Source organism: Caulobacter sp. GW821-FHT11A05 (assembly GCF_058809015.1).
The window spans coordinates 90,422-108,132 of record NZ_JBXASF010000004.1 but is presented as its reverse complement, the minus strand read 5'-3'; the positions used below and the strand labels follow the sequence as shown (position 1 = coordinate 108,132).

At 69.7% G+C, this 17,711-nt stretch carries 14 protein-coding genes; 10 read left to right on the top strand and 4 right to left on the bottom strand.

The window, feature by feature from the left end; genetic code table 11:
* The 3 genes from AC1RSK_RS08095 to AC1RSK_RS08085 are packed head-to-tail and all read left to right on the top strand — an operon-like array spanning position 1 to position 3,303.
* A complete protein-coding gene (locus AC1RSK_RS08095; RefSeq protein WP_492906985.1) occupies positions 1–2,148 on the top strand; it encodes a protein-disulfide reductase DsbD family protein in 2,148 nt (715 codons plus the stop codon).
* Entirely contained in the window at positions 2,093–2,698 is a 606-nt protein-coding gene (locus AC1RSK_RS08090; protein WP_492906984.1) for a thioredoxin family protein, read from the top strand. The genes AC1RSK_RS08095 and AC1RSK_RS08090 overlap by 56 nt, the downstream gene beginning before the upstream one ends.
* A complete protein-coding gene (locus tag AC1RSK_RS08085) occupies positions 2,695–3,303 on the top strand; it encodes a redoxin domain-containing protein (RefSeq protein WP_492906983.1) in 609 nt (202 codons plus the stop codon). Before AC1RSK_RS08090 ends, AC1RSK_RS08085 begins: the two co-directional genes overlap by 4 nt.
* A gap of 185 nt (positions 3,304–3,488) precedes the next feature.
* Here the strand turns inward: AC1RSK_RS08085 and AC1RSK_RS08080 are convergent, their stop codons facing one another.
* Positions 3,489–3,965, bottom strand: a complete 477-nt coding sequence (locus tag AC1RSK_RS08080) for a hypothetical protein (protein WP_492906982.1) — start codon at positions 3,963–3,965, stop codon at positions 3,489–3,491.
* Between the two features lie 89 nt (positions 3,966–4,054).
* On the opposite strand from AC1RSK_RS08080, the gene pgi reads away from it, so the two are divergent.
* From pgi to AC1RSK_RS08055, 5 genes are all read left to right on the top strand, one after another.
* Positions 4,055–5,617 (top strand): glucose-6-phosphate isomerase, encoded by a 1,563-nt coding sequence (gene pgi / locus AC1RSK_RS08075; protein ID WP_492906981.1) that lies wholly within the window; start codon positions 4,055–4,057, stop codon positions 5,615–5,617.
* Positions 5,618–6,281: 664 nt separating this feature from the next.
* Complete coding sequence (hisS, locus tag AC1RSK_RS08070; protein WP_492906980.1) at positions 6,282–7,781, top strand: histidine--tRNA ligase; 1,500 nt, start codon at positions 6,282–6,284, stop codon at positions 7,779–7,781.
* On the top strand, positions 7,778–8,905 hold the full coding sequence (locus AC1RSK_RS08065) for an ATP phosphoribosyltransferase regulatory subunit (RefSeq protein ID WP_492906979.1): 1,128 nt from the start codon (positions 7,778–7,780) through the stop codon (positions 8,903–8,905). The genes hisS and AC1RSK_RS08065 overlap by 4 nt, the downstream gene beginning before the upstream one ends.
* Positions 8,902–9,870, top strand: coding sequence for an ATP phosphoribosyltransferase (hisG, locus tag AC1RSK_RS08060; protein ID WP_492906978.1), 969 nt, complete (start codon positions 8,902–8,904; stop codon positions 9,868–9,870). Before AC1RSK_RS08065 ends, hisG begins: the two co-directional genes overlap by 4 nt.
* A 328-nt stretch (positions 9,871–10,198) precedes the next feature.
* Complete coding sequence (locus AC1RSK_RS08055; protein ID WP_492906977.1) at positions 10,199–10,579, top strand: hypothetical protein; 381 nt, start codon at positions 10,199–10,201, stop codon at positions 10,577–10,579.
* Between the two features lie 179 nt (positions 10,580–10,758).
* Here the strand turns inward: AC1RSK_RS08055 and AC1RSK_RS08050 are convergent, their stop codons facing one another.
* The 3 genes from AC1RSK_RS08050 to AC1RSK_RS08040 all read right to left on the bottom strand — a co-directional run bounded on the left by AC1RSK_RS08050 (position 10,759) and on the right by AC1RSK_RS08040 (position 15,704).
* Complete coding sequence (locus AC1RSK_RS08050) at positions 10,759–11,085, bottom strand: GIY-YIG nuclease family protein (RefSeq protein ID WP_492906976.1); 327 nt, start codon at positions 11,083–11,085, stop codon at positions 10,759–10,761.
* Between the two features lie 266 nt (positions 11,086–11,351).
* Positions 11,352–13,475 carry a M13 family metallopeptidase gene (locus AC1RSK_RS08045; protein ID WP_492906975.1) on the bottom strand — a complete coding sequence of 708 codons (2,124 nt, stop codon included), beginning with the start codon at positions 13,473–13,475 and terminating at the stop codon, positions 11,352–11,354.
* A gap of 159 nt (positions 13,476–13,634) precedes the next feature.
* Complete coding sequence (locus AC1RSK_RS08040) at positions 13,635–15,704, bottom strand: M13 family metallopeptidase (protein ID WP_492906974.1); 2,070 nt, start codon at positions 15,702–15,704, stop codon at positions 13,635–13,637.
* A gap of 171 nt (positions 15,705–15,875) precedes the next feature.
* Here AC1RSK_RS08040 and AC1RSK_RS08035 point away from each other — a divergent pair, with 171 nt between their 5' ends.
* Positions 15,876–16,247 (top strand): hypothetical protein, encoded by a 372-nt coding sequence (locus AC1RSK_RS08035; RefSeq protein ID WP_492906973.1) that lies wholly within the window; start codon positions 15,876–15,878, stop codon positions 16,245–16,247.
* Positions 16,248–16,321: 74 nt separating this feature from the next.
* Positions 16,322–17,698 carry a flavin-containing monooxygenase gene (locus AC1RSK_RS08030; protein ID WP_492906972.1) on the top strand — a complete coding sequence of 459 codons (1,377 nt, stop codon included), beginning with the start codon at positions 16,322–16,324 and terminating at the stop codon, positions 17,696–17,698.
* Positions 17,699–17,711 lie beyond the last annotated feature (13 nt).

Genomic DNA, 17,711 nt, shown 5'->3' with positions numbered 1-17,711 from the left:
ATGCGCCTGCTGCTCGCCGTCCTCGCCTTGTTGTTTGCGGCGCCCGCCATGGCGGCCGAAGTCGACACCGGCCACCTGAAGATCGAACTGGTCGCCCAGGACGCCTCCGTCGCGCCGGGGTCGACGGCCTATGTCGCCCTGCGCCAGGAGATCGACGCCGGCTGGCACACCTACTGGCGCAATCCCGGCGACAGCGGCGAGCCGACCAAGCTGGCCTGGACCCTGCCCGCCGGCTGGAAGGCCGGCGACATCGTCTGGGCGACGCCGAAGACCCTGCCGTTCGGGCCGCTGACCAACTACGGCTATTCCGACACCGTCGTGCTGCCGGTCCCCATCGAGGTTCCGGCCGGCGCCAAGCCCGGCCCGGTGACCCTGGAGGCGGTCGTCGATGTGCTGGTCTGCGAGAAGATCTGCATTCCCGAGACCGGCAAGGTGTCGGTCACCCTCACCGTCGCCGATGGAACCCCCGCGCCGGACGCCCGCTGGGGCGGGGTCGTGGCCGGGGCCCTGGCCGCCGCGCCCAAGCCGGCCGGCCTGACCGCCACCTACCAGACGGGCCAGGCCCTGACCCTGACCGTGGCCGGCGGGCCGCTGAAGGGCGCCGACATGACCGGGGCCTGGTTCTTCCCGTTCCAGGGTGTCTGGATCGACCACGCCCGGCCGCAGACGGCCGACCGGGGCAGCGACGGCCTGACCCTGAGCCTCACCCCCGGCTACGCCTTCGAGAGCGGCAAGCCGCCGGCCGTCATGGACGGGGTGCTGGTGGTCGGCGGCAAGGCCTATGAGGTCGCCGCCACGCCGGGACCGGCGCCGGCCGGTGTTTCGGGCCTCGGACCGCCGCCGTCGGCCGTCTCGCCGGCCGGGCCAGCGCCGAGGACGGGTCTGCTGATCGCCGCCCTGACCGCCTTCCTCGGCGGCCTGATCCTCAACCTGATGCCCTGTGTCTTCCCGGTGCTGTCGATGAAGGCCGCCTCCCTGGCCGGCCATGCCCACGATGCGCGGGCCACGCGCCTGCAGGGCCTGGCCTACGGGGCCGGGGTGGTGGCGACCTTCCTGGCCCTGGCCGGGGTGTTGATCGGCCTGCAGCTGGCCGGCCAGCAGGTCGGCTGGGGCTTCCAGCTGCAGTCGCCGCCGGTGGTGGGCGTGCTGGCCCTGCTGATGCTGGCGGTGGCGCTCAACATGTCCGGCGTCTTCGAGATCGGGACCAGCCTGCAGGGCGCCGGCTCCGGCCTGGCGGCGCGGGGCGGCATGGCGGGGGCCTTCTTCACCGGCGTCTTGGCGGTGGTGGTGGCCAGCCCCTGCACCGCGCCCTTCATGGCCTCGGCGCTAGGCTTCACGCTTGGCCAGCCGCCGCTGATCGTGCTGGCGGTGTTCCTGGCGCTCAGCCTCGGCTTCGCGGCCCCCTTCGTCGCCCTGGCCTTCGCCCCCGCCCTGCTGCGGCGGCTGCCCAGGCCAGGGGCCTGGATGGACACCCTGCGCAAGGTGCTGGCCTTCCCGATGTACGGCGCGGCCGCCTGGCTGGTCTGGGTGCTGTCGCAGCAGACCGACGCGCCGGGCCTGGCCCTGGTCCTCATGGGCCTGCTGCTCGGCGCCTTCGCCTTCTGGCTCTGGGGGCGCAGCCGTCGGCTCTGGGGCCTGGCCCTGCTGATCCTGGCCGGCGCGGTGGCCCTGGTGCTGCAGCCGGCTTCGGCCGTGCGGTCAGCGGCGGCCCAGTCGACCTCGGCCGCCGACCTGCCGTCGGAGCCCTGGTCGGCCGAGCGGCTGGCGACGCTGCGGGGCGAGGGGCGGGTGGTGTTCGTCAACTTCACCGCCGCCTGGTGCGTCAGCTGCCAGGTCAACGACAAGGTCGCCCTGTCCACCGAGGAGGTCGCCAAGGCGATCAAGGCGACCAAGGCCGTCTACCTGAAGGCCGACTGGACCAACCGCAATCCTGAGATCGCCGCCGCCCTGGCCGAGCACGGCCGGGCCGGGGTGCCGCTCTACCTGGTCTACGGCCCCGGCGCCGAAAAGCCGCAAATCCTGCCTCAACTGCTGACGCCCGGCATGGTCGCCGAGGCGCTTCGGAAGGCCGCCAAATCTAGGGAGCCAGACAATGACCCTGACCCGTCGAACAGCGCTGACAGCCGCCCTGGCCCTGCCGGCCCTTAGCCTGCCCGGCCTGGCGCTGGCCAAGCCGGCGCCCGCCTTCTCGGCCAAGGACGCCGACGGCCGCGCGCGCACCCTGGCCGAGTTCAAGGGCAAGGTCGTCGTCCTCGAATGGGTCAACGAGGGCTGCCCCTATGTGAAGAAGCACTACAGCGGCAACATGCAGGGGCTGCAGGTCTCCGCCGTCCGCGACGGGGTCGCCTGGCTGACGGTCTGTTCCTCGGCCGCCGGCCAGCAGGGCCATTGGGCCGACGGCGCGGCCGCCAAGGGCTGGATGAAGGCCGTAAGTTGGGGCGGCACGGCCATGTTGCTCGACCCGGACGGGGCCGTCGGCAAGGCCTACGGGGCCAAGACCACGCCCCATATGTACGTCATCGATAAGAGCGGCGCGCTGGTCTACCAGGGCGGCATCGACGACATCGCCACCAACAAGGTCGAGGACATCAAGCGGGCCAGGAATCTGGTGGCGGCGGCGCTGGCCGACGTGCATGCCGGGCGGCCGGTGGCCACGCCCTTCAGCCAGCCCTACGGCTGCTCGGTGAAATACGCATGAGCCTGACCCGCCGCACGGCCCTGATCGGCGGCCTCGCCGTTCCCGCCGCTCTTGGCCTGCCGGGGCTGGCGCTGGCCAAGCCGGCGGCCGACTTCGCGGTCAAGGACACCGAAGGCAAGGTCCGCACCCTGGCGGAGTTCAAGGGCCGCATCGTCGTGCTGGAGTGGCTGAACCGCGCCTGCCCCTACACCCAGAAGCACTACCGCGGGAACATGCAGGGCCTGCAGGTCTCGGCCACCCGCGACGGGGCGGTCTGGCTCAGCGTCTGTTCCTCGGCCAAGGGCCAGCCGGGCTACTGGTCGGATGGCGCCAAGGCCAGGAAGTGGATGGAGAAGAACGGTTCGGCGGCCAGCGACCTGCTGCTCGACGCCGACGGTGTCATGGGCCGGGCCTATGCGGCCAAGGTGACGCCGCACATGTACGTCATCGATAAGGCCGGGATGCTGGCCTACAAGGGCGCCATCGACGACATCCCTTCCAACAAGGTCGAGGACATCAAGCGGGCCAGGAACCTGGTGGCGGCGGCCCTCGCCGACGTCCACGCCGGACGGCCAGTGGCGACCCCGCTGACGCCGGCCTATGGCTGCGGGATCAAGTACGGCTGATCCTCCCCCAGGGCCGAAGGCCCGGTTCGGGGGAGGTGGCAGCCGCGCAGCGGCTGACGGAGGGGGTCCGCTCCCTAAGCCGGCGGCAGCGTACGGAGGTTCCGCCGCTGCCGGCGGTGGGGACCCCCTCCACCACGCGCGTGCCGCGCGCGGTCCCCCTCCCCCGAAAGGGGGAGGAACTTGGCCTAGACCGGCGGAGCCGGCGGGGCGGTGATGACCTCGACGTTGTCGCGCAGCAGGTAGCCGAGGTCGGTCAGGGCGGCGTCCCGGGCCGAGGGGTTGGCGGCCTCCTCGACGGCCTTCAGCTTCAGCGGCAGGTCTTCGCTGATGCCGCGCAGGATGCATTTCAGGTCGCCGTCGGTGCCGCGCTCCTTGAGGGTGAGGTGGCCCTTCATGTCCAGGGCGGCCAGTTCGGTGAGGTTGCCCTTCAGGTTGGCGAAGACGGCGGGTTCGAGCGGCTTGCCCTTCAGGCCTTGCACTTCCGCGCCCAGCTTGCCGGCGCGGGCGATGATGTCGGCGAACAGGGGCTCGGTGGTCAGCGGCGAGGCCGGGGCCCCAACAACACTGGGCGCGGCGGCCGGGGCCGGCGCGGGGGTGTCGCTGGCGCCGCTCCAGGAGGCGAGCCAGAGCATGGAGGCGGCGGCGATGGCTTCGCAGGACATGGCGGTCCCTTCTCGGGGGCGTTATCAGGGTTGGCGCCAACCATGCCCCGGCGTGGTAAACGCGCCGTTTAGATTTGCCGAGAGTTCCGATGCCGCAGACCCCCGCCTGGACCGCCCTGAAAGCCGCCGCCAAGGCCGACAGCGCGCGCCGCATCCGCAGCCATTTCGACGCCGAGCCGGACCGGCTGGAGGGGCTGACGATCGAGGCGGCGGGGCTGACGCTGGATCTTTCCAAACAGCCGTGGAGCCGCGAGGGGGCGACGGCGGCCGTCGAGCTGGCCCAGGCGGCCGGGGTCGAGGCGGCGCGGGCGCGGCTGTTCGCCGGCGAGATCGTCAATGTCACCGAAGGCCGGCCGGCCATGCATATGGCGCTGCGGGCGGCGGCGGGGGCGGACTTCAAGGCGGCGGGCAAGTCGGTCTCCGAGGAGGTCGAGGACGTCCGCGACGCCATGCAGGACTTCGTGGCGGCGGTGCGGTCGGGGATGGCCGGCGGGGCGACGGGCAGGCGGTTCAGAAACGTACTCCACATTGGAATCGGCGGTTCGGACCTGGGGCCCCGGCTGATCTGGGAGGCGCTGCGGCCGCTGGTCCCGGAGATCACCCTGCGCTTCGCCGCCAACATCGACGGCGCCGAGTTCGCCGCCGCCACGGCGGGGCTGGACCCGGAGGAGACGCTGGTCGTCATCGTCTCCAAGACCTTCACCACCCAGGAGACCCTGGCCAACGGGCGGGCCGCCAAGGCCTGGCTGGAGGCCAAGCTGGGGGCCGGCAAGGCTGATTCCCACCTGGCGGCGGTCAGCGCCAATCCGGCCGAGGCCGGGCGGTTCGGGATTGCCGAGGACAGGGTGTTCGCCTTCCGCGACTGGGTCGGCGGACGCTATTCGGTGTGGTCGGCGGTGGGGCTCAGCTGCGCCATCGGCCTGGGCTGGCCGGCGTTCGAGGGGCTGCTGGCCGGGGCGGCGGCGATGGACGAGCATTTCGAGACGGCGGCGCTCGACGCCAACATGCCGGTGATGCTGGCCCTGGCCCATGTCTTCAACCGCAACGGCCTGGACCGGCCGCTGCGGGCGGTCGTGCCCTACGCCCGGCGGCTGGCGCTGTTTCCGGCCTACCTGCAGCAGCTGGAGATGGAATCGAACGGCAAGCGGGTGACCCAGGGCGGCCTGCCGGTGGCGCAGGCGACAGCGGCCAGCGTGTTCGGCGACGCCGGCACCAACGGCCAGCACGCCTTCTTCCAGCTGCTGCACCAGGGGACCGACATCATCCCGGTCGACATCATCGCGCTCGCCGAGGACCACGAGGGACCGGCCGCGCATCGCAACATGCTGCTGGCCAACGCCATCGCCCAGGCCGAGGCGCTGATGATCGGCCAGGAGAATTTGAACGAGCCGCACCGGCATTTCCCGGGCGACCGGCCGTCGAGCTTCCTGCTGCTGGAGCGGCTGACGCCGGAGACCCTGGGGGCGCTGATCGCGCTGTATGAGCACAAGACCTTCGTCGAGGGGGTGCTGTGGGACATCGACAGTTTCGACCAGTGGGGGGTGGAGCTGGGCAAGGTCTTGGCGGGGCGGGTGCTGCGGGAGCTGGACGGCGGGGATGGGCCAGGGCACGACCCGTCGACGGCGGCGCTGATCGCCCGGCTGGCGCGGTAGGGCTTATCGAAGCGGCAAAACCATTATACCGCGCGGGCGAGGACTACGTCGAAAGGCGTGATTTCGGGCTTGGGCGGCGAAGGGCCCGGCCCTGTTGGGTTTTGGGTAGCTGGACCGGCTGCGGATGTGGGCCGTGGCGTAGACTCGGCGTAGGCGCCCGGGCGGGGAATGTAGACCGGTTTGTGAGTGGCGCGGCCTACGGTTTTCGGCGCGCCGCGCTTGGCCCGATTTGGGCTGAAATCGTTATGTCTAGACATATTCATGTTGCCGGATTGGCGCGGTGACCTCCCTCCCCGAATGGGGAGGGCAGGCCCCCCGGGTCCGACCGAAGGTCGGCCCGAGGACAGGCTAAGGCTGGGTGGGGCAGTGGGTAGCCGGCGCCGCCAGTTAGGCTTCTCAGCGCATCGGCTCGGAAGGCAGTGACCGGCTTCCCCACCCGACGCGCGTAACCGCGCGTCTGCCCTCCCCATTCGGGGAGGGAGGTTGGCGCCTCGCGTCCTGTCAGCTATAGCGCACCCCGATGACCGCCCTGCCGCACCATCACGCGCACCACCACACCTTCCCTCGCGGGACGGGTCGGGTTCGCGCGGCTTAAGGCCAAGCCCCTTCACCGCCCCGCCCGATGCGGATGGGGCGAGCGCTCCATCCGGTAGATACCGACCCGATGGACGACCCAATGACCGAAGAGACCTTCCGACCCGAAGCCCGCGCCCCTCGCGGATTCGCCGACAAGCGGGCGGCTCAGCTGCGCGCCGAGCGGCGGATCGTCGAGCAGGTGTCGGCGGTCTATGAGCGCTGGGGGTTCGAGCCGCTGGACACCGGGGCGTTCGAGTACGCCGACGCGCTGGGCAAGTTCCTGCCCGACAGCGACCGGCCGAACGAGGGCGTCTTCGCGCTGCAGGACGATGACGAGCAGTGGATGGCGCTGCGCTACGACCTGACCGCGCCCTTGGCCCGGTTCGCGGCCCAGAACTGGGAGGCGCTGCCCAAGCCCTACCGCCGCTACGCCTTCGGGCCGGTGTGGCGCAACGAGAAGCCGGGGCCGGGGCGGTTCCGCGAGTTCATCCAGTGCGACGCCGACACCGTCGGCTCGGCCCGGCCGGAAGCCGACGCCGAGATCATCGCCATGGCCGCCGAGGGGCTGGAGGCGGCCGGGCTGCCGCGCGGCACGGCGGTGCTGCGGATCAACAATCGCAAGCTGCTCAACGGCCTGCTGACGGCGGCCGGGGTCGAGAGCGCCGGGCAGAAGCTGGCCGTGCTGCGGGCGGTGGACAAGCTGGACCGGCTGGGACCGGACGGGGTGAAGCTGCTGCTTGGCGAGGGGCGGCTGGACGAGAGCGGCGCCTTCACCAAGGGCGCCGGGCTGGGCGGCAAGGCCGCCGAGCAGGTGCTGGCCTTCCTGGCCGCCGGGGCGGGCGACAATGGCAAGACCCTGGATGCGCTCTCGGGCATCGTCGGTGGCTCGGCCGAGGGGGCCGAAGGCATCGAGGAACTGGCGAAGATCGCGGCGGCGCTGAAGGCGCTGGGCGTCGACGAGAGCCGGGCCAGCGTCGAGCCCAGCATCGTGCGGGGGCTGGAGTACTACACCGGGGCGGTGTTCGAGGCCGAGCTGCTGCTCGAGACCGTCGACGACAAGGGCCAGGCCTTGCGGTTCGGCTCGATCGGCGGCGGGGGGCGCTATGACGACCTGGTGGCGCGGTTCACCGGCCAACCGGTGCCGGCCACGGGCTTCTCCTTCGGCGTGTCGCGCCTGGCGGCGGCCCTGAAGGCGGCGGGCCGGGAAGAGGCCGGGGCCGCGCGCGGGCCGGTGGTGGTCATCGCCTTCGACGCCGAGCAGATGGGCGAGTATTTCGCCGTCGCTGGCGAGCTGCGGGCCGCCGGCATCGCCGCCGAGGTCTACCTGGGATCATCGGGCATGAAGGCGCAGATGAAGTATGCCGACCGGCGTCATGCGCCGGCCGCCATCATCCTCGGCGGCGACGAGATCGCGGCCGGGACGGTGACGATCAAGGACCTGGACCTTGGCCGGGCGCTGGCCGCCAACATCGCCGACAACGACGCCTACAAGGCCGAGCGGCCGGGGCAGCAGACCGTGCCGCGCGCCGAGCTGCTGGCCAAGGTCCGCGCCATTGTGGATGCCTCCCTTGGGAGTGGGGGGCAATGAGGCTGGAACGGACCGTCCCCAAGGCGGCCCTGGCGGCCATCCGCGCCCCCTTCGCCGGGGCCGGGGTGGCGCTGGAGACGCCGGTGCTGCAGCCGCTGGCGCTGCTGCTCGACCTGGCCGGCGAGGCGATGCGGCCGCGGCTGTTCGTGGTCCAGGCCGAGGGTGGCGAGGAGGCGGCGCTGCGGCCCGACTTCACCATCCCCATCGCCCGGGCCCACATCGCCTCCGGCGCGGCGGCCGGGCGCTACGTCTATGAAGGCAAGGCCTTCCGGGCGGCGGGCGGCTCGGCCCGCGCCGAGGAGTTCCTGCAGCTGGGCCTGGAGGTCTATGGCGGCGCCGACGCGGCGGCGACCGATGCGGAGATCCTCAGCCTGGCCTGGCGGGCGGCCGCGGCTGGCGGGCGGAGCGACCTGTCACTGGTGCTGGGCGACGTCAGCCTGTTTTCGGCCCTGGTCGAGGACATGGCCCTGGAGCCGGCCCTGGCGGCGCGGCTCAAGCGGGCCTTCAACCGACCGCGCCTGCTGAGCGCCGAACTGAACCCGCAGACGGGTCCGGAGGAAGCGCCGCAGAGCAGGCTGGCCGGCCTGCTGTCCGGCCTGGAAGAGAGTGAGGCGGTGGCCCTGCTGGAAGAGGTCTGGGGCCTGGCGGGGGTGTCGCCGGTCGGCGGCCGCCCGACGGCGGAGATCGCCCGGCGGCTGGCGGCGCGGGGTGGCGAGGGCGCGCGGGCGCGGCTGACCGAGGACCAGATTGGCCGGGTGCGGGCCTTCCTGTCGATCGAGGACACCCCGGCCATCGCCCTGGCGGCGCTGGCCGGCCTGGGCGGCGCCAAGCTGGACGGGCGGCTTGGGGATTGGCGGCGGCGGCTGGAGCTGCTGGCCGAGGCCGGCGTGCCGCTGGACGGGGCGCGGTTCGGGGCCGGCTTCGGGCGGGCCTTCGGCTACTACGACGGGGCGCTGTTCGAGGTGCGCAGCGAGGCGCTGGGGGCCGAGCGGCCGCTGGCGGCCGGCGGACGCTACGACGGGCTGGCGGCGCGGCTGGGCGGATCAGGAAGCGGGGCGGCGGGCTGCATGGTCCGGCCTGCCCGGGCGGCTCTGAACGAGGAAATTGGGGAGGGCGGGGAATGAGCGACGTCATTCTGGGCATTCCCTCCAAGGGGCGGCTGAAGGAACAGGTCGAGGCCTGGCTGGCCGACGCCGGACTGAAGATCGAGGCCGACGGCGGCGAGCGCGGCTATCGCGCCCGCATCGCCGGGCTGGACGGGCTGGAGGTGCGTCTGATCTCGGCTGGGGAGATCGCTCGGGCCTTGAACAGCGGCGAGGTACACCTGGGCATCACCGGCGAGGACCTGCTGCGCGAGCAGGGCGACGACTTCGAGGCGCGGCTGCTGCTCTTGCGGGCGCTGGGCTTTGGCCGGGCCGACCTGGTGGTGGCGGCGCCGCAGAGCTGGCTGGACGTCGAGACCATGGCCGACCTGGAGGAGGTGGCGCACGACCATCTGGCGCGGACCGGCCGGCGCTTAAGGGTAGCAACCAAGTATGTCGCCCAGACGCGGGCCTTCTTTGCGAAGCACGGGGTGGGCGACTACCGCATCGTCGAATCGGCCGGGGCGACCGAAGGGGCGCCGGCAGCCGGGGCGGCGGAGATCATCGTCGACATCACCACCACCGGGGCGACCCTCAGCGCCAACCACCTGGCCACCCTGCGCGACGGGGTGATTCTCAGGAGCCAGGCGCAGCTGGCGGCGGCCCTGACCGCCGACTGGAGCGGCGGGCGCCTGGACGTGGCGCGGCGACTGCTGTCGCTGATCGAGGCGCGGGCCCGGGCCAAGCGGACCCTGACCCTGGTCTGGCCGGCCGACCAGGACGCGGCGGCCAAGGCGGCGACGGCGGCCTTCAAGGGACGGGGCGGCCAGGCGCGGGCTTCGGGCCTGCTGATTCCCCGCGGCGAGCTGGCGGCGGTCGGAGCGGCGCTGGAATCAGCCGGCGTCGGACCGGTGACGGCGGCGGCGCCGGAATACGTGTTCTCGCCAGAATGCCCGCCATACGAGCAGTTGCAAGAGCAATTGCGAGTGCTTCTTAACCAGAATTGACGTAAACGTCAGAAATTAGGGTTTCTCACGGTTGTTTTGACGGCAACGTCCAATGATCAACCCTTTTTGAGCCGTTTTCCCGCAGTTTCTTGCGCGGAGAGGGCTCTGACAGCGTTGACACAGACAGGGATTTGCCGTCTTTTTGACTGGCGAAACAGGGCGGCCGACAAGAGCAACCCGTTTCCGGCGTTTCGGGGAGGAAACGCCCGCTTGGATCGAGTGATCGAGGAATGTTGGGCCCGTTGCGATTATCCCCCGCAACGGGCCCTTCGCCTTTTTGGGCTCCTCCGGCAGAAAAATGACATCACCGTCAAAAAAACTTCGTGGCGTGCTTCTGGTCGTCCTTGCGCTGGTGATTTTCGCCGTCTTCAGGGAACCGATCACGGCGGTTCTGGCCCCTGATCCGCCTGCTTCGCCCTACGTCGCAGTCCCGGGCCGGGCCAGGGGCGGCGAGGACTGCCTGGCCGCCGCGCAGGCGTTCAACGCCGGCCAGACCCTGGCGTCGGCGAAGGCGCTGGAAGCGAAGTGCCGCCGGGCGCACCCCGTCATGGGGTTCGGCGCCTGCCGCCAATGGGCCAGCCGCGCCATGCTGGTCGGCCTGTACTTCCGCCTGAGCCAGACGCCGGACGCGGCAAGCGACCGCGCCTCGCTGAAGAAACACCGTCGCCAGGCGGGCTTCGCGGCCGGGCTCTGCGACCTCGCCGGTTGATCCAAATCCCTGTCATCCTTCGGTTGGCGAAGCCAATCCGGAGGACCTACCCGTAAGCTTGGCGGCTGGCGTTGGGGGGGGTGCTCGACGGGTGATGCCGGCCCTCTGACTCCAGCCGGCTCCGCCCCACGGTGGGTCCTCCGGATCGCTGCGCGACCGAAAGATGACAGTTGGGGTGGTTAGAAATTCGGTGGGACAATCCCGGTCAGAGGTCCGGGCGGGGCGACGAAGAACTCGGGATAGAGATCGCGCCAGTGGGGGTTTTCGGCCTCGATCAGGTTGATCTTCCAGGCGCGGGGCCAGTGCTTGATGCGCTTCTCGCGGTGGATGGCGACGGTGATGTCGCCGTGGACCTCGTACCAGACCAGGCGGTGGACGCCGTACTTGCTGGTGAAGCCTTTGAATAAATCCTGGCGGTGTTGGCTGGTTCGCGCGATGAGCTGTGACGTCACGCCTGTGTAGGGCGTCCCGTTGTAGCGGCTCGCGAGGATGTAGGTGAAGTACATCGCGGCGGAACAATATAGGAACAAATCAACGCTGTCATCCTTCGGTCGCGAAGCGATCCGGAGGACCCACCGTTGGGCGGAAACAGCTGGAGTCGGAAGGTCGGCATCGCTTGTCGAGCAACCCTGCCGACGCCAGCAGCCAAGCTTACGGGTGGGTCCTCCGGATTGTCCCCGGCTTTCGCCGGGGCCAACCGAAGGATGACAGAGATAAGAAAAAAGGGGCGGTCCTGGTGGACCGCCCCTCGTTCACGTTGCTGCGGCGCTGCCTACCAGATCCGAACCCGGTCTTCCGGCTTCACGTACAGCTTGTCGCCTTCCTTGATGCCGAAGGCGTCGTACCAGGCGTCGACGTTCCGGATCGTCCCGTTGACGCGGTAGTAGGCCGGGCTGTGGGGGTCGGTGACGACCTGTTGGCGCAGGGCTTCGTCGCGGATCTTGGCGCGCCAGACCTGGGCCCAGCCGTAGAAGACCCGCTGCTGGCCGGTGATGCCGTCGAGCACCGGGGCCGGCTTGCCGTGCAGGGAGACGAGGTAGGCGTCGTAACCCAGGCTCAGGCCGCCCAGGTCGCCGATGTTCTCGCCCATGGTCAGGGCGCCCTGCACCTTGGCGCCCGGCAGGGGCTCGAAGGCGCCGTACTGGGCGCCCAGGCGGTCGGCCTGGACCTTGAACTTGGCGGCGTCCTCAGCGGTCCACCAGTCGGTCAGGACGCCGTCGCCGTTCGACTTGCGGCCCTGGTCGTCGAAGCCGTGGCTGATCTCGTGGCCGATCACCCCGCCGATGCCGCCGTAGTTGATGGCGTCGTCAGCGGTCGGGTCGAAGAAGGGGGCCTGCAGGATGGCGGCCGGGAAGACGATCTCGTTGTTGACGCTGTTGTAGTAGGCATTGACCGTCTGCGGGGTCATCCCCCACTCCTTCTTGTCGACCGGCTCGAACAGCCGGGAGACGTCGCGGCGCCATTCGAAGGCGCCGGCGCGGGTGGCGTTGCCGTAGAGGTCGTCGGCCTTGATCTCCAGGCCCGAGTAGTCACGCCACTCGTCGGGGTAGCCGATCTTGACGGTGAACTTGGCCAGCTTCTCCAGCGCCTTGACCTTGGTGTCCGGGCTCATCCACGGCAGGTTCTCGATGCGGGTCTTCAGGGCGGCGCGGATGTCGGCGACCAGGCTGATCATCTTGGCCTTGGATTCCGGCGGGAAGTAGCGGGCCACATAGATGCGCCCGACGCTCTCGCCGACCATGCCGTTGGTGAAGGCCACACCCCGCTTCCAGCGCGGACGCTGCTCGGGCTGGCCGCCCAGCGTCTTCGAACGGAACTCGAAGTTGGCGTCGACGAAGCGCTTGGACAGCATCGGGGCGGCGCCATCGACCAGCTTGAAGGCCTGCCAGGCCTTCAGCGTCTCGATCGGCGTCTCGGCATAGGCCTTGGCGAACTTCGGGAAGGCGGTGTTGGTGGTCAGGATGAAGCGGTCGACGCCCTTGGGCAGCTCGGTCTGGGCCAGGTAGGCGTCCCAGTCGAAGCCGGGGGTGTAGGCGACCAGCTCGGCCCGGGTCATCGGGTTGTAGGTCTTGTCGCGGTCGCGGCGTTCGGCCCGGGTCCAGCTGCCTTCGGCGATCTTGGTCTCGAAGGCGATGATGTCCTTGGCGGACTGCGCGGGATTGGCCCAGCCGGCCATGGTCAGCATCTTGGTGATGTAGACCTCGTAGGCGGCCTTCTTCTCCGCGAACTTCGGATCGAGGTAGTAGTCGCGGTCCGGCAGGCCCAGACCGCCGCCGCCGACGGCCACGGCGTACTTCTGAGGAGATTTCGCGTCAGTTGTGATGCCGATGCCGAGGATGGAGGCGTAGTTGGAGGTCTGGCCCTTGCCGCCGAGGGCGGTCATGTCCTTGTGGGTCTTGACCGCCTTGACCGCGGCCAGCTCGGCGGCCAGCGGCTTGATGTCGAGCTTCTCGATGGTCGCTTCATCCATGAAGCTGTTGTAGGCGGCGCCGATCTTGGCGGCGTCCTTGTCCTGCACCTTGCCGGCGGCGGTGTCGGCGATGATGGCGTTGACGCGGGCTTCCGACAGGATCGACAGGGCGTCGAAGTTGCCAAAGCGGGTGCGGTCCGACGGGATCTCGGTGCGGTCGGCCCAGGCGCCGTTGGCGTAGCGGAAGAAGTCGTCGCCCGGCTTGGCGGCGAGATCACGGCCGGAGAGGTCGAAGCCCCAGGTTCCGTAGTGCGGGCTTTCCAGCGAGGTCGGAGCCCCACCCTGGGCCGGGACATCGGCGAGGTCGAAGATCGACTGCACGACGCAGTCGTCGGTGATGCAGAGGTGGTCTTCCCCGGCCTGCGCGCTGAACGCGGCAAGGGACAGGGCGGCCGCGGCGGCGGCGCTCAGCAGGACTTTTTTCATGGAAATACAGAGGCCTCAGGTGGAATTGCGGCGGACAATGCACCCGTTGACGTCCGGGGAAACCTTAAACTTTGTTCATGCCCCGGCGGGGGGTCGACCGCTGAAAAAGAGGGGACACATTGGATTTCGCTCGCGAAATCCAATGTGTCCCCGTTTCCGCTACCAGATGCGGACGCGGTTCTCGGGAGCCACGTACATCTTGTCGCCGGGCTGGACGTTGAAGGCCGTGTACCAGGCGTCGACGTTCCGCAGGGTGCCGATGACGCGGTAGTAGGCCGGGCTGTGCGGGTCCGAGGCGATCTGCTGCCGCAGGGCGTCGTCGCGCAGCTTGCTGCGCCAGGCCTGGCCGAAGGCCAGGAAGAAGCGCTGGTCGCCGGTCAGGCCGTCGATGACCGGGGCTTCCTTGCCGCCGAGGCTGGCGCGGTAGGCGTCATAGGCGATCAGGATACCGCCCAGGTCGCCGATGTTCTCGCCCATGGTCAGGTCGCCGTTGACGCGGGCGCCGGGCAGAGGCTCGAAGCTGGAGTAGAGGGCGCCGAGGCTGGTGGTCTGGGCCTTGAACTTCTCGGCGTCGACCGGCTGCCACCAGTTGGTCAGCGATCCGTCGGCGGCGAACTGGCTGCCCTGGTCGTCGAAGCCGTGGCTGATCTCGTGGCCGATGACCGCGCCGATGGCCCCGTAGTTGACGGCCGGGTCGGCCTGCGGATCGAAGAAGGGCGGCTGCAGGATGGCGGCCGGGAAGACGATCTCGTTGAGCTGCGGGTTGTAGTAGGCGTTCACCGTCTGCGGGAACATGCCCCACTCTTTCCTGTCGACCGGCTTGTGCAGGCGGCCGACCTGGTAGGTCCACTCGAAGGCGCCGGAGCGCTCGATGTTGCCGTAGAGGTCGTCGTTCTTGATCACCAGCTTGCTGTAATCGCGCCATTGGTCGGGGTAGCCGACCTTGACGGTGAAGCTGGCGGCCTTGGCCAGGGCCTTGGCCTTGGTCTCGGGGCTCATCCAGGTGAGCTTTTCGATGCGGGCCTTCATGGCGACCAGCAGGTTGCCGACCAGCTCTTCCATCTGGGCCTTGGACTCGGCCGGGAAGTAGGCCTCGACGTAGAGCTTGCCGACCGCCTCGCCGAGCGTGTTGCCGGTCAGGCCGACGCCGCGCTTCCAGCGGGCCCGCTGTTCGGGCTGGCCCGACAGGGTCTTGGAGCGGAACTCGAAGTTGGCGTCGGCGAAGGCCTTGCTCAGATAGGGGCTGGCCTGGTCGGCGATGTGGAAGGCTTCCCAGGCCTGCAGGGTCTCGATCGGGGTCGCCTTGTAGATGGCGGCGATCTTCGGGAAGGCGCTCTTTTCGCCGACGATGACGTTCTGTTCGGCGCCGAGGCCGGCGGCGGCCAGGTAGCCCGTCCAGTTGAACTCGGGGGCCAGCTTCTGCAGTTCGGCGACCGTCATCGGGTTGACCGAGGCGACCGGGTCCCGTTGCTGGACCTTGGTCCAGCTGGCTTCGGCGATCTTGGTTTCGAAGGCGACGATGGCGTCGGCGCTGGCCTGCGGGTTGGCCCAGCCGGCCAGGGTCAGGAGCTGGGCGACGTAGGCGCGGTAGGCGGTCTTCTTGGCCGCGAACTGCTCGGTCAGATAGTAGTCGCGGTCGGGCAGGCCCAGGCCCGCCTGGCCGACGTAGACGGCGTACTTGGTCGGGTCCTTGGCTTCCGGGCCGATGCCGACGCCGAAGACGGTGTTGCCGAACTTGCCTTGGCCGCCGCCCATCAGCACGGCCAGGGCGTCGTGGGTCTTGGCAGCCTTCACGGCGGCGAAGTCGGGGCTAAGCGGCTTGGCGCCGAGGGCTTCGAGGCGGGCCTCGTCCATGAAGCTGTTGTAGAGGCCGCCGATCTGCTGGGCCTCACCCTTGGCGTTTGGGGTCTTGGCGGCGGTCTCGATGATGGCGCGGCTGCGGGCGTCGCTGAGCTCGCGCAGCTTGCCGGAGACCCCGTAGGAGGCGCGGTCGGCCGGGATCACCATCTGGTCGACGTAGGTCCCGTTGGCGTAGCGGAAGAAGTCGTCGCCGGGCTTGGTCGACAGGTCGCGGCCAGCCAGGTCGAAGCCCCAGGTCCCCATGCGCGGGGCCTTGGCCAGTTCGGCGGCGGTAGCGGGGGCGGTGGCGTCGGCGGCGATGACGGCGGTGCTGACACCGGCGATCGACAGGGCCGCAACGGCGGCGGCCGCGAGCAGGAGGCGTTTCATGGGATGAGGGTGGCCTGTGAGTTTTGAAGGTGGCGGACCATGCTCCCGCGCGGGCGGACCCGCCCCTTAAACTTTCGTCATGAATCCAGGGCCTTTCCGTCGCGGGCGCCGGGCCGGCGGCGGCGGAACGTGGTTAATCGCGTCTTAACGACACAGCCTCACCCTAGGCCCATGCGCCGCCTCGCCATCATCGCCGTCCTCCTGCTGCTGGCCAGTCCGGCCGGCGCGCAGGGCGGCAAGCTGCGGCTGGTGACACAGCCGACGGCGGCGGAAGCGGGGCTGAAGGGCGCCGAACCGAAGGTGGAAGAGGCCGCGCCCGAGGCGCCGGCCCTCGACTTCTCGGTTCAGGGTCGCACCGCCAGCCTGCCGGCCGGCCTGGCCTTCACCCGGCCCCTGCTCAGCACCTCCTCCGGCTCGGCCGGCTCGAACACCGCCAGCCAGTGCCGCACAAGGTGCGCCCAGAGCCGCTATTTCTGCCTGGCCGAGGCCGAGGAAGAGACCTGCAGCCCGCAGTGGGCGCGCTGCGTGGCGGGCTGCTCCTGACCCCACGTCACGGTTGACCCGCGCGTCATCCGCTATAGCGTCACCTGAACAATGATAAGTCAGGGAGTAGCGGCATGACCGGAGCCAATGGGGCGCTGCCCAAGGCCTGCATCATCGGCGCGGGCTGTTCGGGGTTCACCACCGCCAAGCGGCTGAAGGACGCCGGCATTCCCTACGACTGCTTCGAGATCTCCGACGAGATCGGCGGCAACTGGTACTACAAGAACCCCAACGGCATGTCGGCCTGCTACGAGAGCCTGCATATCGACACCTCCAAATGGCGGTTGGCCTTCGAGGACTTCCCGGTCCCGGCCGACTGGCCCGACTTCCCGCACCACGCCCAGCTGTTCCAGTACTTCAAGGACTACGTCGACCACTTCGGCCTGCGCCAGACCATCACCTTCAACACCGGGGTGACCAGGGCCAAACGGCGCGAGGACGGCGTCTGGGCGGTGACCCTGTCGACCGGCGAGACGCGACTGTATGATGTATTGTTCGTCTGCAACGGCCACCACTGGAGCCCGCGCATCCCCGACTACCCGGGCGAGTTCGACGGGGCGGCCTTCCACAGCCACGCCTATTGCGATCCGTTCGACCCGGTCGACATGCGCGGCAAGAATGTCGTCGTGGTCGGCATGGGCAACTCGGCGATGGATATCGCCAGCGAGCTGGCCCAACGGCCGATCGCCAGGAACCTGTGGGTCTCGGCCCGGCGCGGGGTCTGGGTGCTGCCCAAGTACATGAACGGCAAGCCGGCCGACAAAAGCGCCCTGCCGGCCTGGATACCCCGGTCGATCGGCCAGGCCCTGGCCCGCAATGTCATCAAGAAGACGCTCGGCAGGATGGAAGACTACGGCCTGCCCAAGCCCGACCACGAGCCACTGGAGGCCCACCCCTCGGTCAGCGGCGAGTTCCTGACCCGGGCCGGTTGCGGCGACGTGAAGTTCAAGCCGGCGATCAAGGCGCTGGAGGGAAAGAACGTCCGCTTCGCCGACGATAGCGTCGAACAGGTCGACGCCATCGTCTTCGCCACCGGCTACGACATGAAGTTCCCCTTCTTCGACGATCCGGCCCTGCTGCCCGACGCCGAGCATCGCTTCCCGCTCTACAAGCGGATGATGAAACCGGGGATCGACAACCTGTTCTTCATGGGCCTGGCCCAGCCGCTGCCGACCCTGGTCAACTTCGCCGAACAGCAGGGCAAGCTGGCCGCCGCCTATCTGACCGGCCGCTACCGCCCGCCCGGCCAGGCGGAGATGGAGAGCGTCACCGCCAAGGACGAGGCCTTCTACCTGGGCCCCTACTACAAGGCCGCGCGGCACACGATCCAGGTCGACTTCAACCACTATGTGGCCGACCTGAAAAAGGAGGTCGCGCGCGGCGAGGCGCGGGCTCGGGCGGTGGGCTATGCGCTGCCGGTGGCGGCGCGGGCGCGGGAAGCGGCGGCCTGAGGCAAACGGGGAC